Raw genomic sequence first — 21,157 nt, 5'->3', positions numbered from 1 at the left:
GGGTTCCCAGATCAGCACGGCACCTATCAGCACCGCAGCACCCAACAGGTAAGTGGCGGAGCAGAAGGCAATAATCTGGGCTATGGCAAAGGAATTAAGGCCCCAGTTGCGGTAAAGCCGATACCGCACGGCAGCGCCAGATACAGCGGAAAAGCCCAGATTGTGTGAAAGCACATAGGAACAGAACGCCGCAAAAGCCGCCCGCCGAAAAGGCAGCTTACGATACCCTACCTGAATGACAGCAAGCTGATCATAAAAGGACAAGATAAAGTAAGACAGCAGCGTGCAGCCAACCGCCATCCACATCTGCCGGGCCGGAATAGCCTCCATAGCGTGGCGGATGTCTGAAATGCGCAGATGCCGCAGTTCGTGCTGCACCACCACAATGGCGGCCACCATAAGCAGCAAACCAAGAATATGCGGCAGATGCTTGAGCCACTTTTTCCATCCCCCTCCGCCCGGAAGCGAAGAAGGGGGAGCTGGTGGGGGTGGGGTCTGCGTCATGTAACTTGCGGCGCTACGTTTTAAACCTGCGTCTCGCGCAGGAGGGCTGTATCTATCAGAGCCACGGTTTCTGCCACGCCATACAACGCAACAAAGCCACCAAAGCGCGGCCCTTCCTTTTGCCCCAGCAGCACTTCATACAGGCAGGTAAACCAGCTCCGCAGCGGTTCAAACGCGTGGCGCTTGCCTACTTCAAACACCAGATTCTGCAAGGTGCCAGCATCTGCGGCTTCACCTTCATAGCCACGCAGGCATTCTGCCAGATCAGTCAGGGCAGCGCGTTCCTGTTCGGTGGGCGCACGGAAGGTTTTGGCCGGGCGCACAAAATCTGCGTAATACGCTACAGCATGTTTCACCAAGCATGCCAGCATGGGGTGTGTTTCAGGCGAAACGGCAGCATCATACCGGCGGATAAAGCCCCACAGCACTTCTGGCGTATCTGCATTGGCAACGCTGGCAAGGTTGAGCAGCATGCTAAACGGCACCGGGCTGCCTGCATCTTCTGGAATGTGGCCCTTATGGATAAACCATGCCGGGTTGGCACGCAGATCATTCCCCGTGGGGTTTTCGGCCTGCAACACCTTGGCTTTATCAACGTGTGTAAGATATTCATCCGCCGTTTTGGGGATAACATCAAAATATAACCGCTTGGCGCGCTGCGGCTGGTTGAACATAAACTGTCCAAGGCTTTCTGGCGGAGCGTAACGCAGCCATTCTTCAACAGAAAGCCCGTTACCCTTGGATTTGGAAATTTTCTGGCCTTTTTCATCCAGAAACAGCTCATACGTTAAGCCCGCTGGCGGAGTGCCGCCCAGAATCTTACAGATACGACCCGAAAGCCGCACGCTGTCTATCAGATCCTTGCCAGACATTTCATAATCAACACCCAGCGCATACCAACGCATGGCCCAGTCGGCCTTCCACTGCATTTTGGCATGGCCGCCGGTTACGGGTGTTTCAAACACCTCACCGTTGGAAGGGTCTGTCCAGCGCACAATACCGGCTGCGGCATCTATGGCGTCCATCTTCACTTGCATCACCTCACCTGTACGGGGGTGAAGCGGCAGAACGGGGGAATAGGTGGCGCGCCGGTCTGCCCCCAAAGTGGGCAGAATAACCTTTAGAATGTCATCATGCACTTCCAGCACGCGGCGGAGTGCCGCATCAAACCGACCAGAGGTGTAATACTGGGTGGAAGACGCAAACTCGTATTCAAAGCCGAAGCTGTCCAGAAACGCGCACAGGCGGGCATTGTTATGCGCGGCAAACGATTCGTGCGTGCCGAACGGATCTGGCACGCGGGAAAGAGGCTGACCGATATATTTTTCCAGCATGTCACGCTGGGGCACGTTATCGGGCACCTTGCGCAAGGCATCCATATCATCGGAAAAAGCCAGCAGGCGCGAAGGGCGGCCTGTTAGGGCTGTGTAGGCCTGCCGCACCCATGATGTGCGGGCTACCTCACCAAACGTGCCAATATGCGGCAGGCCGGAAGGGCCATAGCCCGTTTCCAGCAGCGCCGGGCGTGCATCGTCCTCACCGTTGGTGGTGCTGCGCACACCAACATGATCGGCTAGTTTACGCGCCTCCTCAAAAGGCCAGGCACGTGGAAGATCGGAAACGGGAGCGGATCGGCTTTCTGACATGGCGGGAAGCTATGAACTGGACACGCTGCGGTCAATCCAAAAACGCGCAGCACAGGAAGGATAAGGGCAAATTTTACCATATCATTGACGTTAACAGCCCTGCGTTTCATGCTTTACACCTAAATAAAGAAGGCTTCAGCAAAGGACAGGCCCAACCCATGCGCCGCACCTCCGCCCTTATTCTTATTGGCAACGAAATCCTTTCCGGTCGCACAAAAGATGAAAACATCCAGTTTCTGGCCCTCCGCTTAGGTGAACTGGGGATTCCTCTGCGCGAAATCCGTGTGATTCCGGATATTCGGGAAACCATCATCAACACCGTGACAGAAATGCGTGCGAAATATGATGAGGTTTTTACCACCGGCGGCATTGGCCCCACGCATGATGACATCACAGCCCCCTGTGTTGCCGAAGCTTTTGGGGTGCCGTGGGAGTTCCACCCCCCCACCTTCAAACTGCTGGAAACCTATTTTGGGCCAGAAGAGTTTAACGCTGCCCGCCAGCGTATGGCCAAGCTGCCGCAGGGGGCCATACCCATTGTAAACCCTGTTTCACTCGCGCCCGGCTTTAGCATTGGCAATGTGCACGTTATGGCAGGCGTGCCGCGTATTATGCGCGGCATGTTTGATGCCCTTGCCCCTAGCTTGCAAAAAGGCGCGCCTGTTTTTTCCCGCACATGGCACACCACATCACTTTTTGAAGGCACGTTGGCCGATGGGCTGGAGGCCATTCAGAATCGCTTTCCGGATCTGGATATCGGCTCCTACCCTTTCCACCGGGAAGATGGCCGCCGGGGTGTGGCCCTTGTGGCCAAAGGGCAGAACCGAGCCGAAGTGGAAGAAGCCGCCAGTGCTATCCATGATCTTATCAAAACAAAAGGCGGCACCCCTGTAGAAGGAGAGCCGCCTGTCTAACGCCTTGGCTTCCTCCCCACCGCTTTTGCACCCGGGGGGAGGAAAAATGCGTGTGTTAGCTTAGAGCTTCACGCCCCATTGCCAGAAACTTTTCACGCCGCAATTCTTTCAGGCGTGCCGGTGCAATTGGCAGAAGCGTTTTAAGTTCTTCTGTCAGCGCTGTGCGCACAGATTCGATTGCAACAGCAGGCTCCCGCTGTGCCCCGCCTACGGGCTCAGGAATAATCCGGTCAATCAGCCCCAGCTTCTGCAAATCCTGCGCGGTCAGCCGCAGCGTTTCTGCTGCCGTGCTGGCCTGCTTGGGATCACGCCACAAAATGGACGCACAAGCTTCGGGCGAGATAACGGAGTAGATGGCGTTTTCCAGCATCATCACCCGGTCACCCGCACCCAGCGCCACGGCGCCACCAGAACCACCTTCACCAATTACGGTGGCAACAAGTGGCACGGGCACTTCAAAACAGGTGGCAATAGAACGGGCAATGGCTTCGGCCTGCCCGCGCTGCTCGGCATCAATACCGGGCCATGCGCCTGCGGTATCAATAAATGTTAGAATCGGCATGTTAAAGTGCCCGGCCATTCTCATCAGCCGTTGCGCCTTGCGGTAGCCCTCTGGCCGCGCCATGCCAAAATTATGCTGAAGCCGGGTTTCAAGGTCTGAACCGCGTTCAGTCCCGATCACCATAACCGGTGTGCCGTCAAAACGGCCCATGCCACCAATAACAGCTTTATCATCTGCAAACAGACGATCCCCCGCCAGCGGCGTAAAGTCTGTTATCAGCGCATTCACATAGTCCTGCGTGTGCGGACGTTGCGCATGGCGGGCCACCTGCACCTTCTGCCACGGCGTAAGCTTGGCATAGATGGCACGCAGGTGCTTTTCCGCCTTTTCAGAAAGACGGGCCGTTTCTTCTTCTATGTTGACCCCTTCAGGGTCAGTCATTTGCCGCAATTCGTCGATCTTGTTTTCAAGTTCGGCGACGGGCTTTTCGAAATCCAGGAACTGACGCATGCAGAAGCCGATAGCACAATGACGTGTAAAACCAAGTCACTTCATGCAACCAAACATATCTGAATGTCGATTTTTCACTTGGTGTGGGCAGAATCCGCCGCCAATGGGTGATGCGCCTGCACAGCTTTTTGCAGGCGTTCTGTCTGCACGTGCGTATAAATCTGGGTGGTGGCGATGTCTGCATGCCCCAGCAACATCTGCAAAGCCCGCAAATCCGCCCCATGCGCCAGCAAATGCGTTGCAAAGGAATGGCGCAGCACGTGGGGAGAAAGACGTGCCGGATCAATTTCTGCCCGTATGGCCACTGTGTGCAGAATCCGGTCGAACGCCTGCCTTGTCATGGGTTTTGCAGGGTCACGACCGGGGAAAAGAAAGGCGCTTTCCAAATGCGCATCCACTTCCAGCAGCGCTTGTGCGGCTTCCCGCGCGCTATCTGAAAGCGGCACAAGGCGTTCCCGCCCACCTTTGCCGCGCACCATAATCATCCGTTGGTCACCAGCTATAGCTTTGCGTGGCAAGGCCAATAATTCAGAAATACGCAAGCCAGAGGCATACAGCAGCTCCAGCGCTGCCTTGGCCAAAATACCGCGTCGTTTTTTAGGCAAAGATGCCCCATCTGGTTCAGCACAGGCATTCAGCAGTGCAAGCACTTCCGATTCGGATAAAAAACGCGGCAAAGGCGTGCGGGGTTTGGGGCTATCCAGATGCGCCGCCGGGTTATCGGCCCGCATGCCTTCACGCAGCAAAAACAGATAAAATTGCCGGATGCAGGACAAACGCCGCGCAACCGTGCGCCGCGCCTGCCCGCTGCCTACCAATGCAGCCATCCAGTTCTGCAACCCCTCGGTTGTAGCCGTTTGCAGGGTTTGCCCCTCCCGCGCCAGACTTTCAGCGCAGGAGGTTAGGTCTGCTTCATACGCAGCCAGCGTGTTGGGGGCGGCTGCGCGCTCGGCAGCCAGCATCTCCAAAAAAAGATCAACGCCCCCACTTATCATGGCTTACGGATGTGCAGGTGCTGCCGGGGCCGGAGCGGCAACCGGTGACGGAGGGGCCACAGGCGGTGGCGGCGCAACAGCCGCAGGCGGGGCAGCAGGCGCAGCAGGCGTGATGGTGGGCTGGGCAGGCGCTGCTGGCACAACAGCGGAAACCACCGGGGCCGGAGGTGCGGCAGGCACCGCCACGCTGGTAGCAGCGGCAGATGTGGCCGGGGCGGCCAGCGGCAGATCACGATGCACTGGCTGGGGGATAGGTGGGTGTGCGCTTAGGCCCAGCGCGGCAAAACCGCCCAGAACAACCGCAAACACTGCGGCGGCAACAATCAGAACCGTGCGGTTCATGCAGCTTGGCTCCCTTAACTGATATAGGTGTGTTCTGTCTGCTGTATGTTAAGCTGTGTTCCATGTCATCACGTATCTCTTCTCCCCACTCCGAAACAACGGACCCGCCGCCCATTCCGCTTGATCTGGAACGGGTCAGCCGTAGCCACGGTTCTGGCATCATCCCCTTTGGCCGCAGCATTGTGCTTGTCGGCCTTATGGGGGCAGGAAAAACCACCATTGGCCGCCCCCTCGCCACGCGGCTGGGGCTGCCATTTGTTGATGCCGATGTAGAAATAGAACGCGCGGCGGGCTGCTCTATTGCAGATGTTTTTCGCCTGTACGGTGAAGCCGCTTTTCGTGATGGAGAACGGCGGGTGATTCGCAGGTTGCTGGAAGGCCCCCCCATGGTACTGGCCACTGGCGGCGGCGCGTTTATGGATTCCACCACCCGCGCCTTGGTGCGTGAGCGTGCAGTTTCCATTTGGCTGCGTTGCCCTCTGCCCGTGCTGGTGCGCCGTGTTAGCGGGCGCACGCATCGCCCGCTTTTAAACACGACATCCCCGCGTGACGTGCTGGAAAACCTTATGGCCATCCGCCATCCGGTTTACGCCGAGGCAGATATTATTGTTGATTGTGGAGACAACAACGTGGAGCACACAACCACGCGCGTTATGGAAGCCCTTGCCCTTTCGCGCCGTCCGTTAAGGTTACCTGTTACCTTGGCGCATACATCCTATGATGTGGTGATCGGCACGAATCTGATCAGCCGCGCGGGTGCCTTGCTGGCCCCGGTGCTGCCGCAGAAAAACGTTGTCATTATTACAGATGAAAACGTGGCGCCGCGCTACCTGCATCAGTTGGAAACCGCCTTGGCGGAAACCGGCATTACCTCCCGCAGCCTGCGCGTGCCGCCGGGGGAACAGACCAAGTGTCTGGAAATGTATCAAAAGCTGACAAACAACATTCTGGAGCACGGCATAGAACGCCGCACCAGCATTATTGCGCTGGGTGGCGGCGTGGTGGGGGATCTGGCCGGATTCGTGGCGGCTACCACGTTGCGGGGTCTGCCTTTTGTGCAAATTCCAACCACGCTGCTCTCTCAAGTCGATTCTTCGGTTGGGGGCAAAACGGGCATCAACACCCGTTGGGGCAAGAATCTGTTGGGGGCGTTTCATCAACCACTTTGCGTGCTGGCAGATGTTTCTACCCTTGCAACCTTGCCGCGCCGTGAGCTGGTGGCCGGTTATGCCGAAATTGTGAAGTCCGGACTCATTGGGGATGAAGCACTGTTTGCATGGTGCGAAGAAAACGGCGCCGCCGTGCTGGATCAAGACCCCGAAGCACTGGCAATGGCTGTACAGCAGGCTTGCGCCTTTAAAGCCCGCGTTGTGGCGGCCGATGAGCGCGAGCAACAAAAAAGCAATGGCCGCGCCCTGCTCAATCTGGGCCACACATTTGGCCATGCACTAGAAGCCGAACTGGGTTATGATGGCCGCCTTTTACATGGAGAGGCTGTTTCCATCGGCCTGAATCTGGCTTTTGCGCTTTCCGTCCGTTTAGGCCTGTGTCCCCGCGCGGATATGGAACGCGTGAATCGCCATCTGGAAGCCTTGGGTATGCCCGCACACATCCGGGACCTGCCCCACACCTTCCGCACGCAGGATCTCATGGCCCATATGCAGCGCGATAAGAAGATGCAGGATGGGCGCCTTTCCTTCGTGCTGGCACACGGAATCGGTCAGGCATTCACCACGCGGGATGTACCCGCAACAGCCGTAAAAGAGGTGTTGGAAGCAGATGGTAGCGTGGCTTAAAAGCGGCTACGCACAGCCGCTGTTAAGCATCGGGTTGTAAATGTGTCACCTTGCCGCAATTCCGCCTTAATCAGACGAGAATGAGGGCGAGATACATGCTTTTGCAACATGTTATGGAAAGAGCCAGAAACCGTGGAAATACTTTTGCGCCAGAAACATATTCGTCCCACGAAATGAACTGTTGCAAATACAACACGGTTATGGCTTGTAATCACTAAGAGTATGAAGCTTCGGGTTTCTATTTTGGAACTGATCGTTTTATACGGCTTTAGGCATCTAGCTGGACCTGCCCGCTGAAATGGTTGGTGGGTTAGTCGAACAGATGAAATATTGAGGACCAAAAAATGCGTCTCCGCACGGCGTTACTTGCAACGACACTGATGGCAGCGGCTCCGGCGGCCGCATCTGCCACCACGATTACAGGCCCGTATGTAAACGTGGCCGGTGGTTATAACCTGGTTCAGAATCAGCACGCTCACCTGAACGGTGCAAACGCTGCTGGCGCCCCTCCGGGTGGAACCTCCTCTCAGCTGCGCCACAACACCGGCTTCACCGGTTTTGGTGCGTTTGGCTGGGGCTTCGGCAACGGCCTGCGCGCTGAAGTTGAAGGCGTTTACAACTACTCCAACATTGACCACCGTCCGGGCACATCCCTTCCTGGCCATACCCGTGGTTCCGACCAGTCCTACGGCGGTTTCGTGAACGTGCTGTATGATATCGACCTGAAGCAGTTCGGTATTGATGCACCTGTCACGCCGTTTGTTGGTGTTGGTGCCGGTTACCTGTGGCAGCACTACAACCCGATTGACACCAACTATGCTCACGGCGCTGGTCATACCCGCATCGGTGGCACAAACGGTGGCTTCGCTTATCAGGGTATCGTCGGTGCCGCTTACGACACAGGCATCCCGGGCTTCCAGGTGACCACAGAATACCGCATGATCGGTCAGCCGGGCTCCTTCTCTGACGGTGCGTTCCACTACTCCGGTTCCAAGGGCACCGGCGGTAACGTGAACTTCGATCACCGCTTCAACCACCAGTTCATTCTGGGCCTGCGTTATGCGTTCGATACGGCTCCGCCGCCGCCGCCGCCGGCTCCGGTTGTTGCTGCTCCGGCTCCGCTGCCAGCTCGTTCCTACCTGGTGTTCTTCGATTGGGATAAGTCTGTCCTGACCGCTCGCGCTCGCCAGATCGTGGCAGAAGCTGCTCAGGCTTCCACCCACGTTCAGACAACCCGCATCGAAGTTAACGGTTACACCGATAACTCCGCAGCTCACCCCGGCCCGCGCGGTGAAAAGTACAACTTGGGTCTGTCCCTGCGTCGTGCTGACAGCGTGAAGGCAGAACTGATCCGTGACGGCGTTCCGGCTTCCGCCATTGACGTGCACGGTTACGGTGAAGCTCACCCGCTGGTTCCGACCGGCCCGAACACTCGCGAACCGCAGAACCGTCGCGTGGAAATCATCCTCCACTAATCGGCCTGCTTCCGGTTTCGGAAAAAAGAAAGGGGTGCCTTCGGGCACCTCTTTTTTTATGTCTGCTTTTTCTGCATTCCAGTTTAAAGCTTTATGCCATGAACACTGCATCCCCTTCTGCTTCCGCCGCCACAACCAAGCTTATCCGTCTGATAAAGTTTGGCATGGTGGGCAGCCTTGGTTTTTTGTGGGATTCTGGCACCGTTTACGCATTGCGCCCTCTTATCGGGCTTACGGCTGCAACATTGGTGGCGTATTTTGTAGCCGCCACGCTTAACTGGATTTTTAACCGAATCTGGACATTCAAAGGCGCAGGCCACCATGAACATCCTGTGCTTCAGTGGCTCAGATTCCTGAGTGCCAACAGCCTTGGTTTTTTTCTAAACCGCGGCACGGTTTACCTGCTTTTCTATATTTTCCCGTTTTGCATGCAGCACCCCATTATTGCGCTGGCCGCAGGAGCCGGGGCAGGCATGCTGGCCAATTTCAGCATGAGCCAGAAAGTAGTCTTTCGGGAAAAACCGCCAGCTTCTGCGCTGGAACTGGCGGAAATGTCGGTGGAAATTTCACCGCCAACTTCGCATCAAACCTCTGATACGTAATTTAGCCATATCACGGGCCATTCTCTGCCCTCTTTCAGATCAGCGCAGTGTGCGCTACATCTGGAACACAGGTTAAGAGAACCTTGCCGTTTTCATCTGGCCGTGAGGTCCCTTTCCGCAAGTGTGGAAGCATCACGTGCCCAACCAGTTTCAGGATCGTCTGCCTCACGCCATGCTGACAACAAACGAAATTCGCACCGCTTTTCTGGAGTATTTTGCCAGCAACGGTCACCAGATTGTACCTTCATCGTCTCTGGTTCCCAAGAACGACCCCACCCTGCTGTTTACCAACGCGGGCATGGTGCAGTTCAAGAACGTGTTTACCGGCCAGGAAACCCGCCCCTACTCTCGCGCAACCACTGCGCAAAAGGTTGTGCGCGCCGGCGGTAAGCATAACGATCTGGACAATGTGGGCTATACAGCACGGCACCACACGTTTTTTGAAATGATGGGCAATTTCTCCTTCGGTGATTACTTCAAACCCGAAGCGATTGAATTTGCATGGAATTTGGTAACCAAGGGCTTCAACCTGCCCAAAGACAAGCTTTTGGTCACCGTTTTTGCAGAAGATGAAGATGCCGCAGGCCTGTGGCGCTCCATTGCCGGGCTGGATGACAGCCGCATTATCCGCATTCCCACATCAGATAACTTCTGGCGTATGGGGGATACCGGCCCCTGCGGCCCTTGCTCCGAAATCTTTTTCGATCACGGCCCAGATGTTCCCGGTGGCCCGCCCGGCTCCCCCGATGAAGATGGGGATCGGTTTGTCGAAATCTGGAACCTCGTGTTCATGCAGTATTTCGAAGACCCACCGGGCACACGTTCTCCTCTGCCGCGTCCCTCTATTGATACAGGGCTGGGGCTGGAACGCTTTGCCGCTATCATGCAGGGCAAGCGCGATAACTACGATACAGATACGTTTGTAGCCCTTATTCAGGCTTCGGCGGATCTCACACATCAGGCTGCTGAGGGCCCATTCAAAGCCAGCCACCGCGTGGTGGCCGACCATCTGCGCTCCACTGCCTTCCTGATTGCTGATGGCGTGCTGCCTTCCAAGGATGGCCGAGGCTATGTGCTGCGCCGCATCATGCGCCGCGCCATGCGCCACCTGCACATGATGGGCACCACAGAACCCACCTTCTACAAGCTCCTTCCTGCCCTTATTCAGCAGATGGGTGGCGCGTATCCTGAACTGGTGCATGGTGAAGCCCTTATCCGTGAAACCATGCGTGGTGAAGAAGAACGCTTTAAAGCCATGCTGGATCGTGGCCTGCACTTGCTGGAAGAAGAAAAATCTCATCTGGCCAGTGGTGCGCCCCTGCCGGGTGATGTGGCCTTCCGTTTGTATGATACGTTCGGCTTCCCGCTAGATCTTACGCAGGACGCCCTGCGCGGTTCTGGCCATGATGTGGACGTTAAAGGGTTTGAAGATGCCATGTCTGTGCAGCGCCAGCGCGCCCGCGCAGCTTGGACAGGCTCTGGCGATACAGCTGTAGAAACCATCTGGTTTGAAGCACGAGACAAGTTCGGGGCTTCCGAATTTCTGGGCTACAGCACAGAACAGGCAGATGGTGAAGTTCAGGCCGTTATTGCTGGCAATGCGTTCCTGAAAGAAGCCCCGGTTGGATCTGAAGTGGCCGTGCTGCTCAACCAAACCCCTTTCTATGGTGAAAGCGGTGGTCAGGCGGGGGATACAGGCTTTCTAACAGCCTCTGGTGTTAAAGTTGCCATTACGGATACGCAGAAAAAAGCAGGGGATCTGATCGTGCATTACGGCACGGTAACAGAAGGCACGCTGCGCCCCGACATGGCTGTAACCGCTACGGTGGATCATGACCGCCGCAGCGCCATTCGCGCGCATCACTCCGCCACCCACCTGCTGCACGAAGCCCTCCGCCGCCATTTAGGTGCGCATGTAGCGCAGAAAGGTAGCCTGAACACGGCTGAACGCCTACGCTTTGATGTAAGCCAACCCCGCCCGATTACGGATGAGGAACTGGCCGCCATTGAGGCAGAAGTGAACAACCGTATCCGCGAGAACTCGCAGGTTGTCACACGCTCCATGACACCGGATGAAGCCATTGCCGAAGGGGCCACCGCCCTGTTTGGTGAAAAATACGGTGATGAAGTGCGCGTGGTTTCCATGGGTGCTGGTGCAGACAACAAGGCCCCGTGGTCTATGGAGCTGTGCGGCGGCACGCACGTCAACCGCACGGGGGATATCGGGCAGTTCCGTATTGTTTCGGAAAACGGCGTTTCCGCCGGTGTGCGGCGTATTGAAGCTGTTGCAGGCAAAGCTGCGCAGGATCTTACTGTTTCCAACGAACAGCGCCTGACACAGATGGCCACCATGATGAAGGTTTCTGTGGCCGATGCGCCAGAGCGTTTGGCCGCAGTGCTTGAAGAACGCCGCCAGATGGAAAAACAAATTGCCCATTTGCAGCGCCAGTTGGCAACAGGCAACGTGGCAGCTGCGGGTGTAGATAAAATTGGCGCGGCACGTCTGGCTACCCGCAATGTGGGTGAAACGCCCCCGCGTGAACTCAAAGGGCTGGCAGAAACCATTCTCAAGCAGGGCAATGCCGATGTGGTGGTGCTGATTTCCACCGCAGATGGCAAAGGCAGCGTTGTTGCCGCCGTTGGCCCGGAAATGGTGGAAAAAGTGGATGCCGTAGCCCTTGTGCGTGCTGCCAGTGCCGCCATGGGTGGCAAAGGTGGCGGCGGGCGGCGCGATATGGCGCAGGCTGGTGGCCCGGATGCACAGGCTGCTGATGCTGCATTTGCCGCCGTGCGTGAAGCCCTGAAGACCATGGCCTGAAACATCGGCCAAACGGGAAGGAACTCCTAAGCGCCTTCCCGTTTTCTTTCCTTCATGTTGGCTTTCGCGTAAGGATTACTCCATGTCGCTACTTGCTTCGCTTAAACTTGTTATTGCGCGCCCGCACCGGGAAGCGCGCCCCTTCCTTTTGGCATCTGGTGCCACGGCTGCTTTGGCCTATTGGGCTGGCTGTAAACTGCGCTGCCCCGTATTGCGCCGCGTGGGCCATGCCAGCACAGGCTTTTTTGGCTTCTGCCTGTATTTCTTTCGTGATCCAGAGCGGGTTACCCCTGCCCGTAACGATGTAGCTGTAGCCCCGGCTGATGGACACATTGTTTCCATCGAAAAAGTGGCCCCACCGGCAGAACTGGATATGGGCACAGCACCGGTATGGCGCATTGCCACCTTTCTTTCCGTGTTAGATGTGCATGTTAACCGCATGCCTGCCGCTGGCACGGTTACACGTGTTGCCTACCACCCAGGCTTGTTTCTGAACGCCAGCCTGGACAAGGCTTCTGAACAAAATGAACGCAACGCCCTAAGCCTTACCCTGCCGGATGGCCGCATGATGGCTGTGGTGCAGATTGCCGGGTTGGTGGCGCGCCGCATTGTGTGCTCCGTAAAGGAAGGAGACAAAGTGGAAGCTGGCGAACGCTTTGGTATTATCCGCTTTGGTTCGCGCACAGATCTGTATCTGCCACCGGGTGTGGAACCTCTGGTTTCTGTCGGGCAGACAATGGTAGGCGGTGAAACCGTCATGGCGCGGTTGTAAAACAGAGCAATCGTGACACAACCTTCCTCATCTCCTTCTGCTCCTGCGCAGCAGACTTCCGAAACACCGCGCCGTCGTCGTCGTTTACGGCGGCGGGTACGCAGTAAAATACGCGGGCCATCCTTTAACCGGCTTATCCCCAATATACTCACCATGTTGGGGCTTTGCGGTGGCCTTATGGGTATGCGCTTTGCTGTGGATGGGCGTTTTCAGGCTGCTGCCGTGGCCTTGCTGATTTCCGCTTTTATTGATGGGCTGGATGGCCGTATTGCCCGCCTGCTACGCGGTTCCACCCGTTTTGGCGCAGAGTTTGACAGCCTTTCCGACTTTTTGTGCTTTGGGGTGGCTCCTTCCTTCTTACTGTATTTCTGGGCGCTGAAGGATGGAGGGCGTTACGCTTTTCTGCCGTGCATTATGTTTACCGTGTGCATGGCGCTCCGGTTGGCGCGGTTTAACGCCAATCTGGATGGCGAACATCATCAGCCCAAATATGCCAGCAACTTCTTTACTGGCGTGCCTGCACCCGCAGGTGCCGGGTTAGCTCTTTTCCCGCTTTTTTTGGGGCTGGAAGCACAAAAGCTTGGCATAGACTGGCTTTACCGGCTCACGCGTCTGCCGTGGATTCCTACACTTACCTTGGCAAGCACAGGGTTGCTGCTGGTTTCCACTTTGCCGGTCTGGTCATTCAAGAACTTCAAGGTGCCAGCTCAGTATGTTCTGCCGCTTATGCTGGGTACCGGGCTTTATGCTGTGGTGCTGGTGGCGGATCCGTGGGCTGCTCTGGCCGCTGCGGGCGTGATTTATATGTTCCTATTGCCCCTCAGCCGCCTAAGCTTTCTGCGGCTTAAAAAAGCAGCAGAAGACCTGCAAACCGATGAAGACGATATAGAAGAAACCCCAGCACCTTCACACAGCTGAGGTTTCAGGTTCCTTTGGAGGAACGGCCTGTTTGCCAAACAGGGAACACAGGCCATTTAGAACATCCTGAGGCGCAGGCGGGCAGCCGGGTATTTTCAGATCTATGGAAACCCGGCGCTCCAACCCACCCAATACCGTATAATTTTCGGGAAACATGCCGCCATCCAAGGCGCAGCTTCCTACGGCAATCAGCCCTTTAGGGGTAGGCATGGCCTGCCATGCGGCTTCCAGCACCGGAGCCATGGCACGCGTAAGCGCGCCGGTTATGAGCAGCACATCAGCATTGCGAGGCGATGTTACAAAACCAAAGCCCGCGCCTTCCATATCATATGGCGCATAACGCAGGGCCTGTAGCTCCATCCCACAGCCGCCACAGCCACCTGTATCCACATGGAACAAAAGCAGCGGCCAGCGCGGGCCTACGGGCTTCATGCGCCGGATATCCTGCTTAAAGGCTGCATCAAATACTGCCCGTATCAGCCCCATGTGTTTTTGCCTTTCATTCCGCCCACGTGCACTGTTTACCTATCCAGCGCTGCTGCGTTGATATCCAATGACCGTGCAAGCAAGGCAACATCATCTGGCTGATGCCCCGGCAATATCGCCTCAAACGTCAACAAAGCGGCGGAAGATGGGGTGCGGGTAAAAACCTGTTCTACCCGGCCATCACGCAGGCGCACCCAGTACAGAATACCGCCCCACGGGCCTTCCACCATGCCTGTGCCTTCACCATCCTGCATGGAAAGCTGCACGCTGCCACCAGCCGTTAACCCAATGCGGGAGGCCACTTCATCCAGCATACGCAGGCTTTCCCCCACCTCCTCCAATAAAAGCATGGCGCGGTCTTCTACCGTGCCATCCTGCCTACCAGAGGTGAAGCGCCATATACCTTCGTACCCCGGCATCATACGGCGGCCATCACAATCCCACCCGGCGGCACGTGCTGTGGGGCCATCCAGCCCCACACGCTCCAGCAAATCTGCCGTAACCTTACCCATGCCCGCCAGTTGCATGGAAAGACCCGGATATTCTTGCCACAAAGCCAGCAAGGCTGGGTAATCACGCGCGGCCACCTCGCACAGGCGGGCGCACATATCGCCCATTTGCGTGGCGTGGCGCAGGGAAAGGCCACCCGGCACACATACATCCATCAACAGGCGTGAGCCGGTAATAGGGGCGGCCTCCTGTATCATCCGCTCTCGTAACGCCATGCAGCCAGAGGCTACCAATCGTGCCCCTGCCAGACGTGCCATATCCGCCAGTAGAAAAAGATGGTGGTAAATGCGTTCCAGTTCCAGCAATGCAACACGCAACAGCCGAATTTCCGGGCCGACCTGCTCCTTGCAGGCATCTTCCACAGCCAAACAGAACGCCACCTGCTGCGCAACAGATTGCCCAGCCGCCACACGTGCGCTGAGTTTACACGCATCTTCTACCCGGCTGTGACGCCAGCGCAGTTCCATGCCCCGATGTGCATAACCGGTAACTGTTTCCGTTGCGCGAATACGCCCTTCTCGCAGGGCCAACGCCACATGCAAAGGTGGTTCCATGCCGCCTGTGGCAGGCCCCCAGCCATCCGCCATATCACCCTCTTGGTGCATATGTTCCGCAGGCTGAAAGTGGATAAGCCCCTTCTGCCCTCCGCCAGCCCCCGGATGCTCCGCCAAAGGCATGGAAGAAGACCACACATCATGGTCCAACAAAGGCCTGACATCCGTAGCCCACATACCCTCTGCGCCGTACAGATCGTAAATGCGGCGTTCATACAGGCAGGAAATATCTCTTGCGGGAGAAAGTGCGGGGTATCGCCCATCTTCCAGCGCCAATGTGGCTGCCAGCGGTTGGCCATCTGGTAAAAACAGCGCATGTACATCTGTGCCATCACACCACAGGCCTACAAACGGCAGATCATCATGCTTGAGCGCATCTACCAGATCGCGCCATGCCATTTCTTGTAGCCGAAAGCGCCACGGGGTTTCTGTTTCCTCCCCCGCCCAGATATGAGAAGCCGCGTTCATTTCAGAAAGCTCCCAGCATCATAGCCAGTGGCACCAGCAGCCCCGTAGCTGTCAGCACGGAACAGGCTACACGCCCGGCAGCATCCTGCGGCCAGAAATGATGCGTAATGTCCCGCGCAGGCACAGCACGCGTAACTGCCGCCAAAATACCCGCAACTGTCAGTAACGCCAGCGGCCATGACCAATCACTCATCATGGAAAGCAGGAGCAGGCAGCCCACAAATGGCGCGCCGGGCGGAAAACAGGCCAAGGTATTAACAGCCCAACCACGGCCTGCACGCCCGCCACCGGCAAGGCACCAACCGCATAAAAACAGCAACGCTGCCACATCGGCCTGAATACCAACCGCTATCAACGCCAATGCAGATGGAAAGGTGCGGAACAACCTTTGCCTATCGGGAAAGCGCCCGGCACAGGCCGTAAGCCACACAGAAAGCAGACCACACAGCACAAGGGCGGTTTCAAACGCCTCTCCCCCATGTGTGCGCAGGCGCATGGCCAGCAACAGGGCCGCCCCGGCAAATGGCAGAAACAGAAAAGTATCATTTTCATCCTGCCAAAATTGCCCAAAGGGAGAAAGGCCGGTTAACACCACCAAGCCGCAAGCCATCATCAGGCCAGAAACAACGGTATTGGCTGGAAGCAGCAAGCCGGAAAGCACCAAAAACGTGCCAACCGAGCCATTACGGATAAGCCCCCACCCCATTCTGGCCTGCCCGGCTGGGCGGGTAAAAACAAATACCCCCCATGCCAAAGCGGCTTCTAAAATACCCAACCCCACAGCGGGATCTGGCGCAACACAGGCCAACCCCGCCAAAGCGGTGGAAACATGCGGCAGGCTACGTACCAGCCTGTCATGCAAGATGCCGTTTTCAAGCACCATCAGCAGCAGGCCAAAAGCCAGCATGACACGCCCGGCACGCTGCACGGGGTCATCATCCCACCCAGCGGCCACAGCGCCCGATGCCGGAAAAACAAAAACTGCCAACGCCAGCACACAGCCTATGGCAGACATCCATATTGCCAGTTCACGGCTACGCGCCACAGGCACCGCACATACTGCGGCCGCCCCCAAAAAGGGCCACACAAATGCCAGTGCCGCCAGAAACATGCCTGCCCCTGCTGTGCCTGTCATGCTGCATCTCCGTTCTTTTCTGGAGAGTCGGGGGAAGATTTTTTACGGGCGGAAGGTGGGCGCAATGGCACCACGCGCGGCATAATACGGTGGATGCACATCCCCCCAAGCATGGCCACAACAGCACCAGCCAAACCGGCCACACCCACCACAGAGGGTTGATGCGCCTGCACGCCACACAGCAGCACACCTTCAACACACGTAAGCAACCCGGCCCATTGCCATACCATGCTATGCTGGCAGATAACCGAAACCAGGCCAGCCACAACCACACATAAACTGGCAGGAAACACCGCAACACCTGCGCGCGTGCAGGCCAGAAGCAACAACACCATCAGGCCAAGTGCAAAAAACGGTATGGCGCTGCCTGTGCGTTCCCGCGCGGCATCATGCTGATAGCGCAGTAAAAACAGCACTGGCCCTATGGCAAAAACTGCGGCCATCGCCGCCCCTGCCTGCTGTAAAGGGGTATGCCCGTCCACCAGCATAGCAGCAGCGGCAACCAGCCCCAGCAAAGGCAAAAAACCGATACCCCGCGCCACAACGCATAGCGCCAGCAAGGGCATGAGAATGGCGGCCAGTGTCATGAAGGTTCTCCTTCCGGCGCTGGCTCTGTTGAATAGCCTTGGGTGTTTTCATCCTCAACGTTGTGGTTTTCAGGCTCAGATGGGGGGGCTGCAACGTGAGAAGAAGTGACCTGCCATGCCAGAACGCCCAGCAGAAAAATAGCACCCAACCGCACACGCGCCCTACGCCCTGCAGGCAGCAGAGCCATACGCAGCACCGCCAGCATGAAAGACGCCACAAGCAGCTTGAACATCCATAGACCCAAGCCTTCTACACATTGGGTTAGCCAGTTTTCGGCCCCGCTTTCTCCCGGCATGGCCAAGCTGCCTGCCCAGGCCACATCTGCCGCCAACGTAACCCAGCACATCTGCATGCAATCTGCTGCTAAAAGCCACATGGCTCTATCCGGGCCGGAAAGTGTGGCAGAAGCTGTTTGCTCATCCCGCCGTGCCAAGGCTGTTGCCAAAAACAACGCCACACCAGCCAGCACGTAAGGTGCGCCTTCTGTAATAGGAGAAAGCACATGCAGCCTGCCCAAAAACGCAACCAGATCATGCGCCCCGGTTAGCAACAGCACGGGCGTTAACACCGGCAAGAGCAACGCATCCGCCACAATGGCCGCGCATCCTTGTTGTGCGGCAGAGGCCTCCTGCACAGCCTGAGGCAAGTCCAGCAAAACACCTACGGCCACCAGAATGGTGCATACAAGCAGCATGCCCGGTGCGGGAAAGCCCGGCATTGTAAGTGTAAATACCGGCACCAACCCACAGGCCAACACTGCCAGCACCAACGCCAAGGCACAAAAAACGCCGTTCAGCCCATCTTGCCGCCCATATAAGGACGGACGGCGGAACTGGTGCCAGATTTCCTGCCACCTCCCCCCTGCAGGAAAGCGCGGTTCACCCACCAATCGGCCAGCAAGACGATGCACCCACCCCGCAAACCACGGTGCTACAAGCACCATAAGGGCTGCCTGAATGGCCAGAGCAGCAACACAGCCAAATGCCCAGCCCCATGTTAAATCCTGCTTCATTTTCCTACAAACAGCCCCACCAGCAGGCCGCCACCCAAAAGCAGCAGAATCAACACCAAGCCCTGTGTTTCACACCATTCGGCACCCCGGAACAACCAACGCCTGCCGTAACGCAGGGCAACACGGCTACGGCGGGCCAGCCGTTTGTCCTTTCGGGTTTCAGCCGCCAACCCAAAAAGCGCCATGCAGGCAGGCCATAAAGGCGCCGCGCCTTCGTAAGAAACTGTGCGCCCTTCTGCGGGCTGTATGATGGGTGCGCCTTGGCGCCATACTGGCACCGGCTTGATAACACGCCCAAAGGGCAGAAAACCCAGCAACCTTACCAGCATGGCAGCCGCCGCCAAGGCCGCACCCAACGCCAAAAATGTAAAAACAGGGGTAAAACTGGCCCCGCCGCCTTCCAGCCAGATTGTAGCAATGCGGCTCCACTTCAGCGGCGGCACAACAGGCCCCACCACCAAATGATCCGCCAGCGAAAGCCATAGCCCCGGTAAAAGCACAAGCAACATGGCGGCCCCAGCACATATCCAGCTAGGCCACACAAACTCGGCAGCCACGGGGGCCTGATTTGGCTGAAAAACAGTGGAAGGAAACAGCAGGGCCGCACCTGCGCGCAGCAACCCGGCCCCCATAAGCACCATAATGCTGCCCAGCAGTGCAAGCAGCAGCATTATGGTAAGCGCGCCAACGGGTTGCGCCACGGCAATGGCATCATACGCGCCAACAAGCAGGCTCCATAAAACGGCAAACCCGCCAAAAGGCGGCATAATGGAAAACAGCATTAACAAGCCAGCAACCAGCACATGGCCAGAAAGGGAGGCAATGCGGCGCTTTGGTTCTACCTGCTGCCATTGCGCCAGCCATAACAGGCCAATAAGGACCAACATGGGGGCGCCCATACCCAGAATAATGGCCATACGGAATGTTTCCATACCGCCAAAACTGGAAACCAAAGCCAGCGCAACAGCCACCACCAATATGCCATACCATGCCGCACATAGCCCAGATGCAATACGCGCCAGACCTTTATCGCGCATGGCTTGCAAAGTGCCTGTTGCCGCCACCAAACATCCGCTGGCCACCAGCATAACCTGTGGCAGCACAGAAAGCTCACCCACTTCGGCCAAAAGGCGGCCCAACAAAAACAGCCCCACCATACCGGGCAGCACAGCTGTAGGCCCTTTTTGCACAGAAACCGCCCAGCCCATCAGCAGCACAGTCAGGCACAAAAGCGGCACACAAAAAGGGCTATCTGCAGGAATACAAGCGGGCAACACAGCAAATGGCAGACACACACTGCGCCACCCACCTGCTGCTAAAAGCACCAGCGCCGTGCCCGTAAGCAACCCAAATACCAGCGGAGAAAGGGCCAGAAAGCCCATGCCCACAAACACGCAGGCCAACGCCGCAGCGCCACTACCGGCTACGCCCCCGGCAAACGCCAGCAAAACAAGCATGGGCAAGGCTGGGCCATCCAGCCCAAAAACCGGAAACCAGCTAAGTTCGCCCTCCAGCTTGCACGCAGCTCCCACAATGGCCAACACGCCACAGAGCGCCCACAGGCCACCCATAATTTCTGCCCGCCACACCGCAGCACCACGCAGAAGCCTGTCTGGCAGCACTGCAAAAACGCCCAGCGCAGCAAATATCGCCAGCAAACTGCAAAGAACAAAGGAGGTGAAAATGGAACCCGGCCCCAACCTGCTATGAAATCCGGCGGATAACACCATGACAGCCGGTTAATGACAATCTATTCAACGCCGCGAAATGCGTGAAACGTATTTTCTGTCCTGTATGGCCTTTGCTGTGCCCCTTACCGGCAACAGGGAACGGGCAAGCCAACGCTGCCGCGCCTTTACTGGCAGGGAAAGGGCAGAATACTCATCCCGCACCGCTTCCACCAATATCAGGCTACCCGCGCCGGGGCAGAGCATCTTGCCTGCAATATCCATTTTTCGTCCGTTATGGCGCATCCAACGCATAGCGCCCGTGGGTAGAAAAAGAGCTTCATCCCATTGTTCTGGTTTAAGCATGGCAGATGCAAGCGTTTGCTTGAGACATCGGCGGGAAAAAGCCGCATCGTGCCGGAATGGCGTGCCCCGCAACCGCGCCCGGCCACCAAAACGGCTGGGCACAATTAACAGTAGCCTGCCATCGGGCTTCATCACCTGCCCGGCAGCCCGCAGAACAGATACGGAGTGTTGGCGATCATCCAGCGCATGCACCATTAATACCCGGTCAAACTGCTTGGGCTGAAACGGCAGGCTGTGCAGATCCACCACACAGCTTAGACCGGGCGTGGATGTCGCGCCCCATAGCGGCGCATTGGCAGCAACCAAACAGGCTGGTGTGGCTCTGCCATTCTCCAACTTTTCCAGATACGCAGCCGTATGCCCTAGCCCCAGCACAGCGTGCTGCTGCCCCAGATCTGGCCAGAACCAGCGCAGACGTTCACCAACCAGAGCCAGAAAGCACTGGCCTCTTGCTGTTGTGTAAAAACTGCTTTCCGGCGGCATGACATCGAGCATTCTGCATGTCTATCATACGGTTTGTGACCCCGTCATGATTTGCCTTCCCTATTTTCAAATTTCCACAGCAGGAGCTTTCCCC

The 21,157-nt window shown here is 57.1% G+C and carries 19 protein-coding genes; 7 read left to right on the top strand and 12 right to left on the bottom strand.

All coding sequences use genetic code 11. From position 1 onward, the window contains the following. Nucleotides 1–504 (bottom strand): YbhN family protein (locus FKW31_RS09455; protein ID WP_150178400.1); only part of this gene is annotated, 504 nt, incomplete at its 3' end. A 20-nt stretch (nt 505–524) separates the two neighbouring features. After that, the gene (locus tag FKW31_RS09450; protein ID WP_006116201.1) at nt 525–2,150 is read right to left on the bottom strand and encodes a lysine--tRNA ligase; all 1,626 of its coding nucleotides are present in this window, start codon (nt 2,148–2,150) and stop codon (nt 525–527) included. A 158-nt stretch (nt 2,151–2,308) separates the two neighbouring features. Between FKW31_RS09450 and FKW31_RS09445 the strand changes: the two genes are divergently transcribed. Next, entirely contained in the window at nt 2,309–3,064 is a 756-nt protein-coding gene (locus FKW31_RS09445) for a molybdopterin-binding protein (protein WP_150178399.1), read from the top strand. Between the two features lie 55 nt (nt 3,065–3,119). Here FKW31_RS09445 and FKW31_RS09440 read toward each other — a convergent pair whose 3' ends face one another. From FKW31_RS09440 to FKW31_RS09430, 3 genes are all read right to left on the bottom strand, one after another. Further along, nucleotides 3,120–4,076, bottom strand: a complete 957-nt coding sequence (locus FKW31_RS09440) for an acetyl-CoA carboxylase carboxyltransferase subunit alpha (protein ID WP_006116204.1) — start codon at nt 4,074–4,076, stop codon at nt 3,120–3,122. 74 nt (nt 4,077–4,150) lie between these two features. Next, complete coding sequence (locus FKW31_RS09435; protein WP_006116205.1) at nt 4,151–5,071, bottom strand: site-specific tyrosine recombinase XerD; 921 nt, start codon at nt 5,069–5,071, stop codon at nt 4,151–4,153. 3 nt (nt 5,072–5,074) lie between these two features. Then, the gene (locus FKW31_RS09430; protein ID WP_150178398.1) at nt 5,075–5,413 is read right to left on the bottom strand and encodes a hypothetical protein; all 339 of its coding nucleotides are present in this window, start codon (nt 5,411–5,413) and stop codon (nt 5,075–5,077) included. 62 nt (nt 5,414–5,475) lie between these two features. Here FKW31_RS09430 and aroB point away from each other — a divergent pair, with 62 nt between their 5' ends. From aroB to FKW31_RS09400, 6 genes are all read left to right on the top strand, one after another. Further along, a complete protein-coding gene (gene aroB, locus FKW31_RS09425; protein WP_081461443.1) occupies nt 5,476–7,209 on the top strand; it encodes a 3-dehydroquinate synthase in 1,734 nt (577 codons plus the stop codon). Between the two features lie 344 nt (nt 7,210–7,553). Beyond that, nucleotides 7,554–8,684 (top strand): OmpA family protein, encoded by a 1,131-nt coding sequence (locus tag FKW31_RS09420; protein ID WP_006116208.1) that lies wholly within the window; start codon nt 7,554–7,556, stop codon nt 8,682–8,684. Nucleotides 8,685–8,782: 98 nt separating this feature from the next. Further along, nucleotides 8,783–9,286, top strand: coding sequence for a GtrA family protein (locus FKW31_RS09415; RefSeq protein ID WP_150178397.1), 504 nt, complete (start codon nt 8,783–8,785; stop codon nt 9,284–9,286). A gap of 172 nt (nt 9,287–9,458) precedes the next feature. Continuing rightward, a complete protein-coding gene (alaS, locus tag FKW31_RS09410; protein WP_150178404.1) occupies nt 9,459–12,104 on the top strand; it encodes an alanine--tRNA ligase in 2,646 nt (881 codons plus the stop codon). 82 nt (nt 12,105–12,186) lie between these two features. Continuing rightward, on the top strand, nt 12,187–12,876 hold the full coding sequence (locus FKW31_RS09405; protein ID WP_006116211.1) for a phosphatidylserine decarboxylase: 690 nt from the start codon (nt 12,187–12,189) through the stop codon (nt 12,874–12,876). A 12-nt stretch (nt 12,877–12,888) separates the two neighbouring features. Next, entirely contained in the window at nt 12,889–13,794 is a 906-nt protein-coding gene (locus tag FKW31_RS09400) for a phosphatidylcholine/phosphatidylserine synthase (protein WP_150178396.1), read from the top strand. On the opposite strand, the gene FKW31_RS09395 is transcribed toward FKW31_RS09400, so the two are convergent. The 7 genes from FKW31_RS09395 to FKW31_RS09365 are packed head-to-tail and all read right to left on the bottom strand — an operon-like array spanning nt 13,783 to nt 21,075. Then, nucleotides 13,783–14,280, bottom strand: coding sequence for an NADH-quinone oxidoreductase subunit B (locus tag FKW31_RS09395; RefSeq protein ID WP_006116214.1), 498 nt, complete (start codon nt 14,278–14,280; stop codon nt 13,783–13,785). The two genes, FKW31_RS09400 and FKW31_RS09395, sit on opposite strands and share 12 nt — an antisense overlap. 35 nt (nt 14,281–14,315) lie before the next feature. Further along, a complete protein-coding gene (locus FKW31_RS09390) occupies nt 14,316–15,812 on the bottom strand; it encodes an NADH-quinone oxidoreductase subunit D (protein WP_150178395.1) in 1,497 nt (498 codons plus the stop codon). Nucleotide 15,813: 1 nt separating this feature from the next. Next, nucleotides 15,814–16,947 carry a hypothetical protein gene (locus FKW31_RS09385; RefSeq protein WP_150178394.1) on the bottom strand — a complete coding sequence of 378 codons (1,134 nt, stop codon included), beginning with the start codon at nt 16,945–16,947 and terminating at the stop codon, nt 15,814–15,816. After that, complete coding sequence (locus FKW31_RS09380; RefSeq protein WP_150178393.1) at nt 16,944–17,534, bottom strand: hypothetical protein; 591 nt, start codon at nt 17,532–17,534, stop codon at nt 16,944–16,946. The genes FKW31_RS09385 and FKW31_RS09380 overlap by 4 nt, the downstream gene beginning before the upstream one ends. After that, nucleotides 17,531–18,547 carry a hypothetical protein gene (locus FKW31_RS09375; protein WP_063353752.1) on the bottom strand — a complete coding sequence of 339 codons (1,017 nt, stop codon included), beginning with the start codon at nt 18,545–18,547 and terminating at the stop codon, nt 17,531–17,533. The genes FKW31_RS09380 and FKW31_RS09375 overlap by 4 nt, the downstream gene beginning before the upstream one ends. Next, nucleotides 18,544–20,277 carry a hypothetical protein gene (locus FKW31_RS09370; RefSeq protein ID WP_150178392.1) on the bottom strand — a complete coding sequence of 578 codons (1,734 nt, stop codon included), beginning with the start codon at nt 20,275–20,277 and terminating at the stop codon, nt 18,544–18,546. The genes FKW31_RS09375 and FKW31_RS09370 overlap by 4 nt, the downstream gene beginning before the upstream one ends. 24 nt (nt 20,278–20,301) lie before the next feature. Beyond that, a complete protein-coding gene (locus FKW31_RS09365) occupies nt 20,302–21,075 on the bottom strand; it encodes a methyltransferase domain-containing protein (protein ID WP_150178391.1) in 774 nt (257 codons plus the stop codon). Between the last annotated feature and the right edge of the window lie 82 nt (nt 21,076–21,157).

Origin of the sequence: Acetobacter sp. DmW_136 (assembly GCF_008690365.1) — a bacterium.
In the GTDB taxonomy this organism is placed as follows: domain Bacteria; phylum Pseudomonadota; class Alphaproteobacteria; order Acetobacterales; family Acetobacteraceae; genus Acetobacter; species Acetobacter oryzifermentans.
The sequence above is the reverse complement of the archived record's forward strand: the minus strand, read 5'-3'. Positions and strand labels throughout refer to the sequence as shown.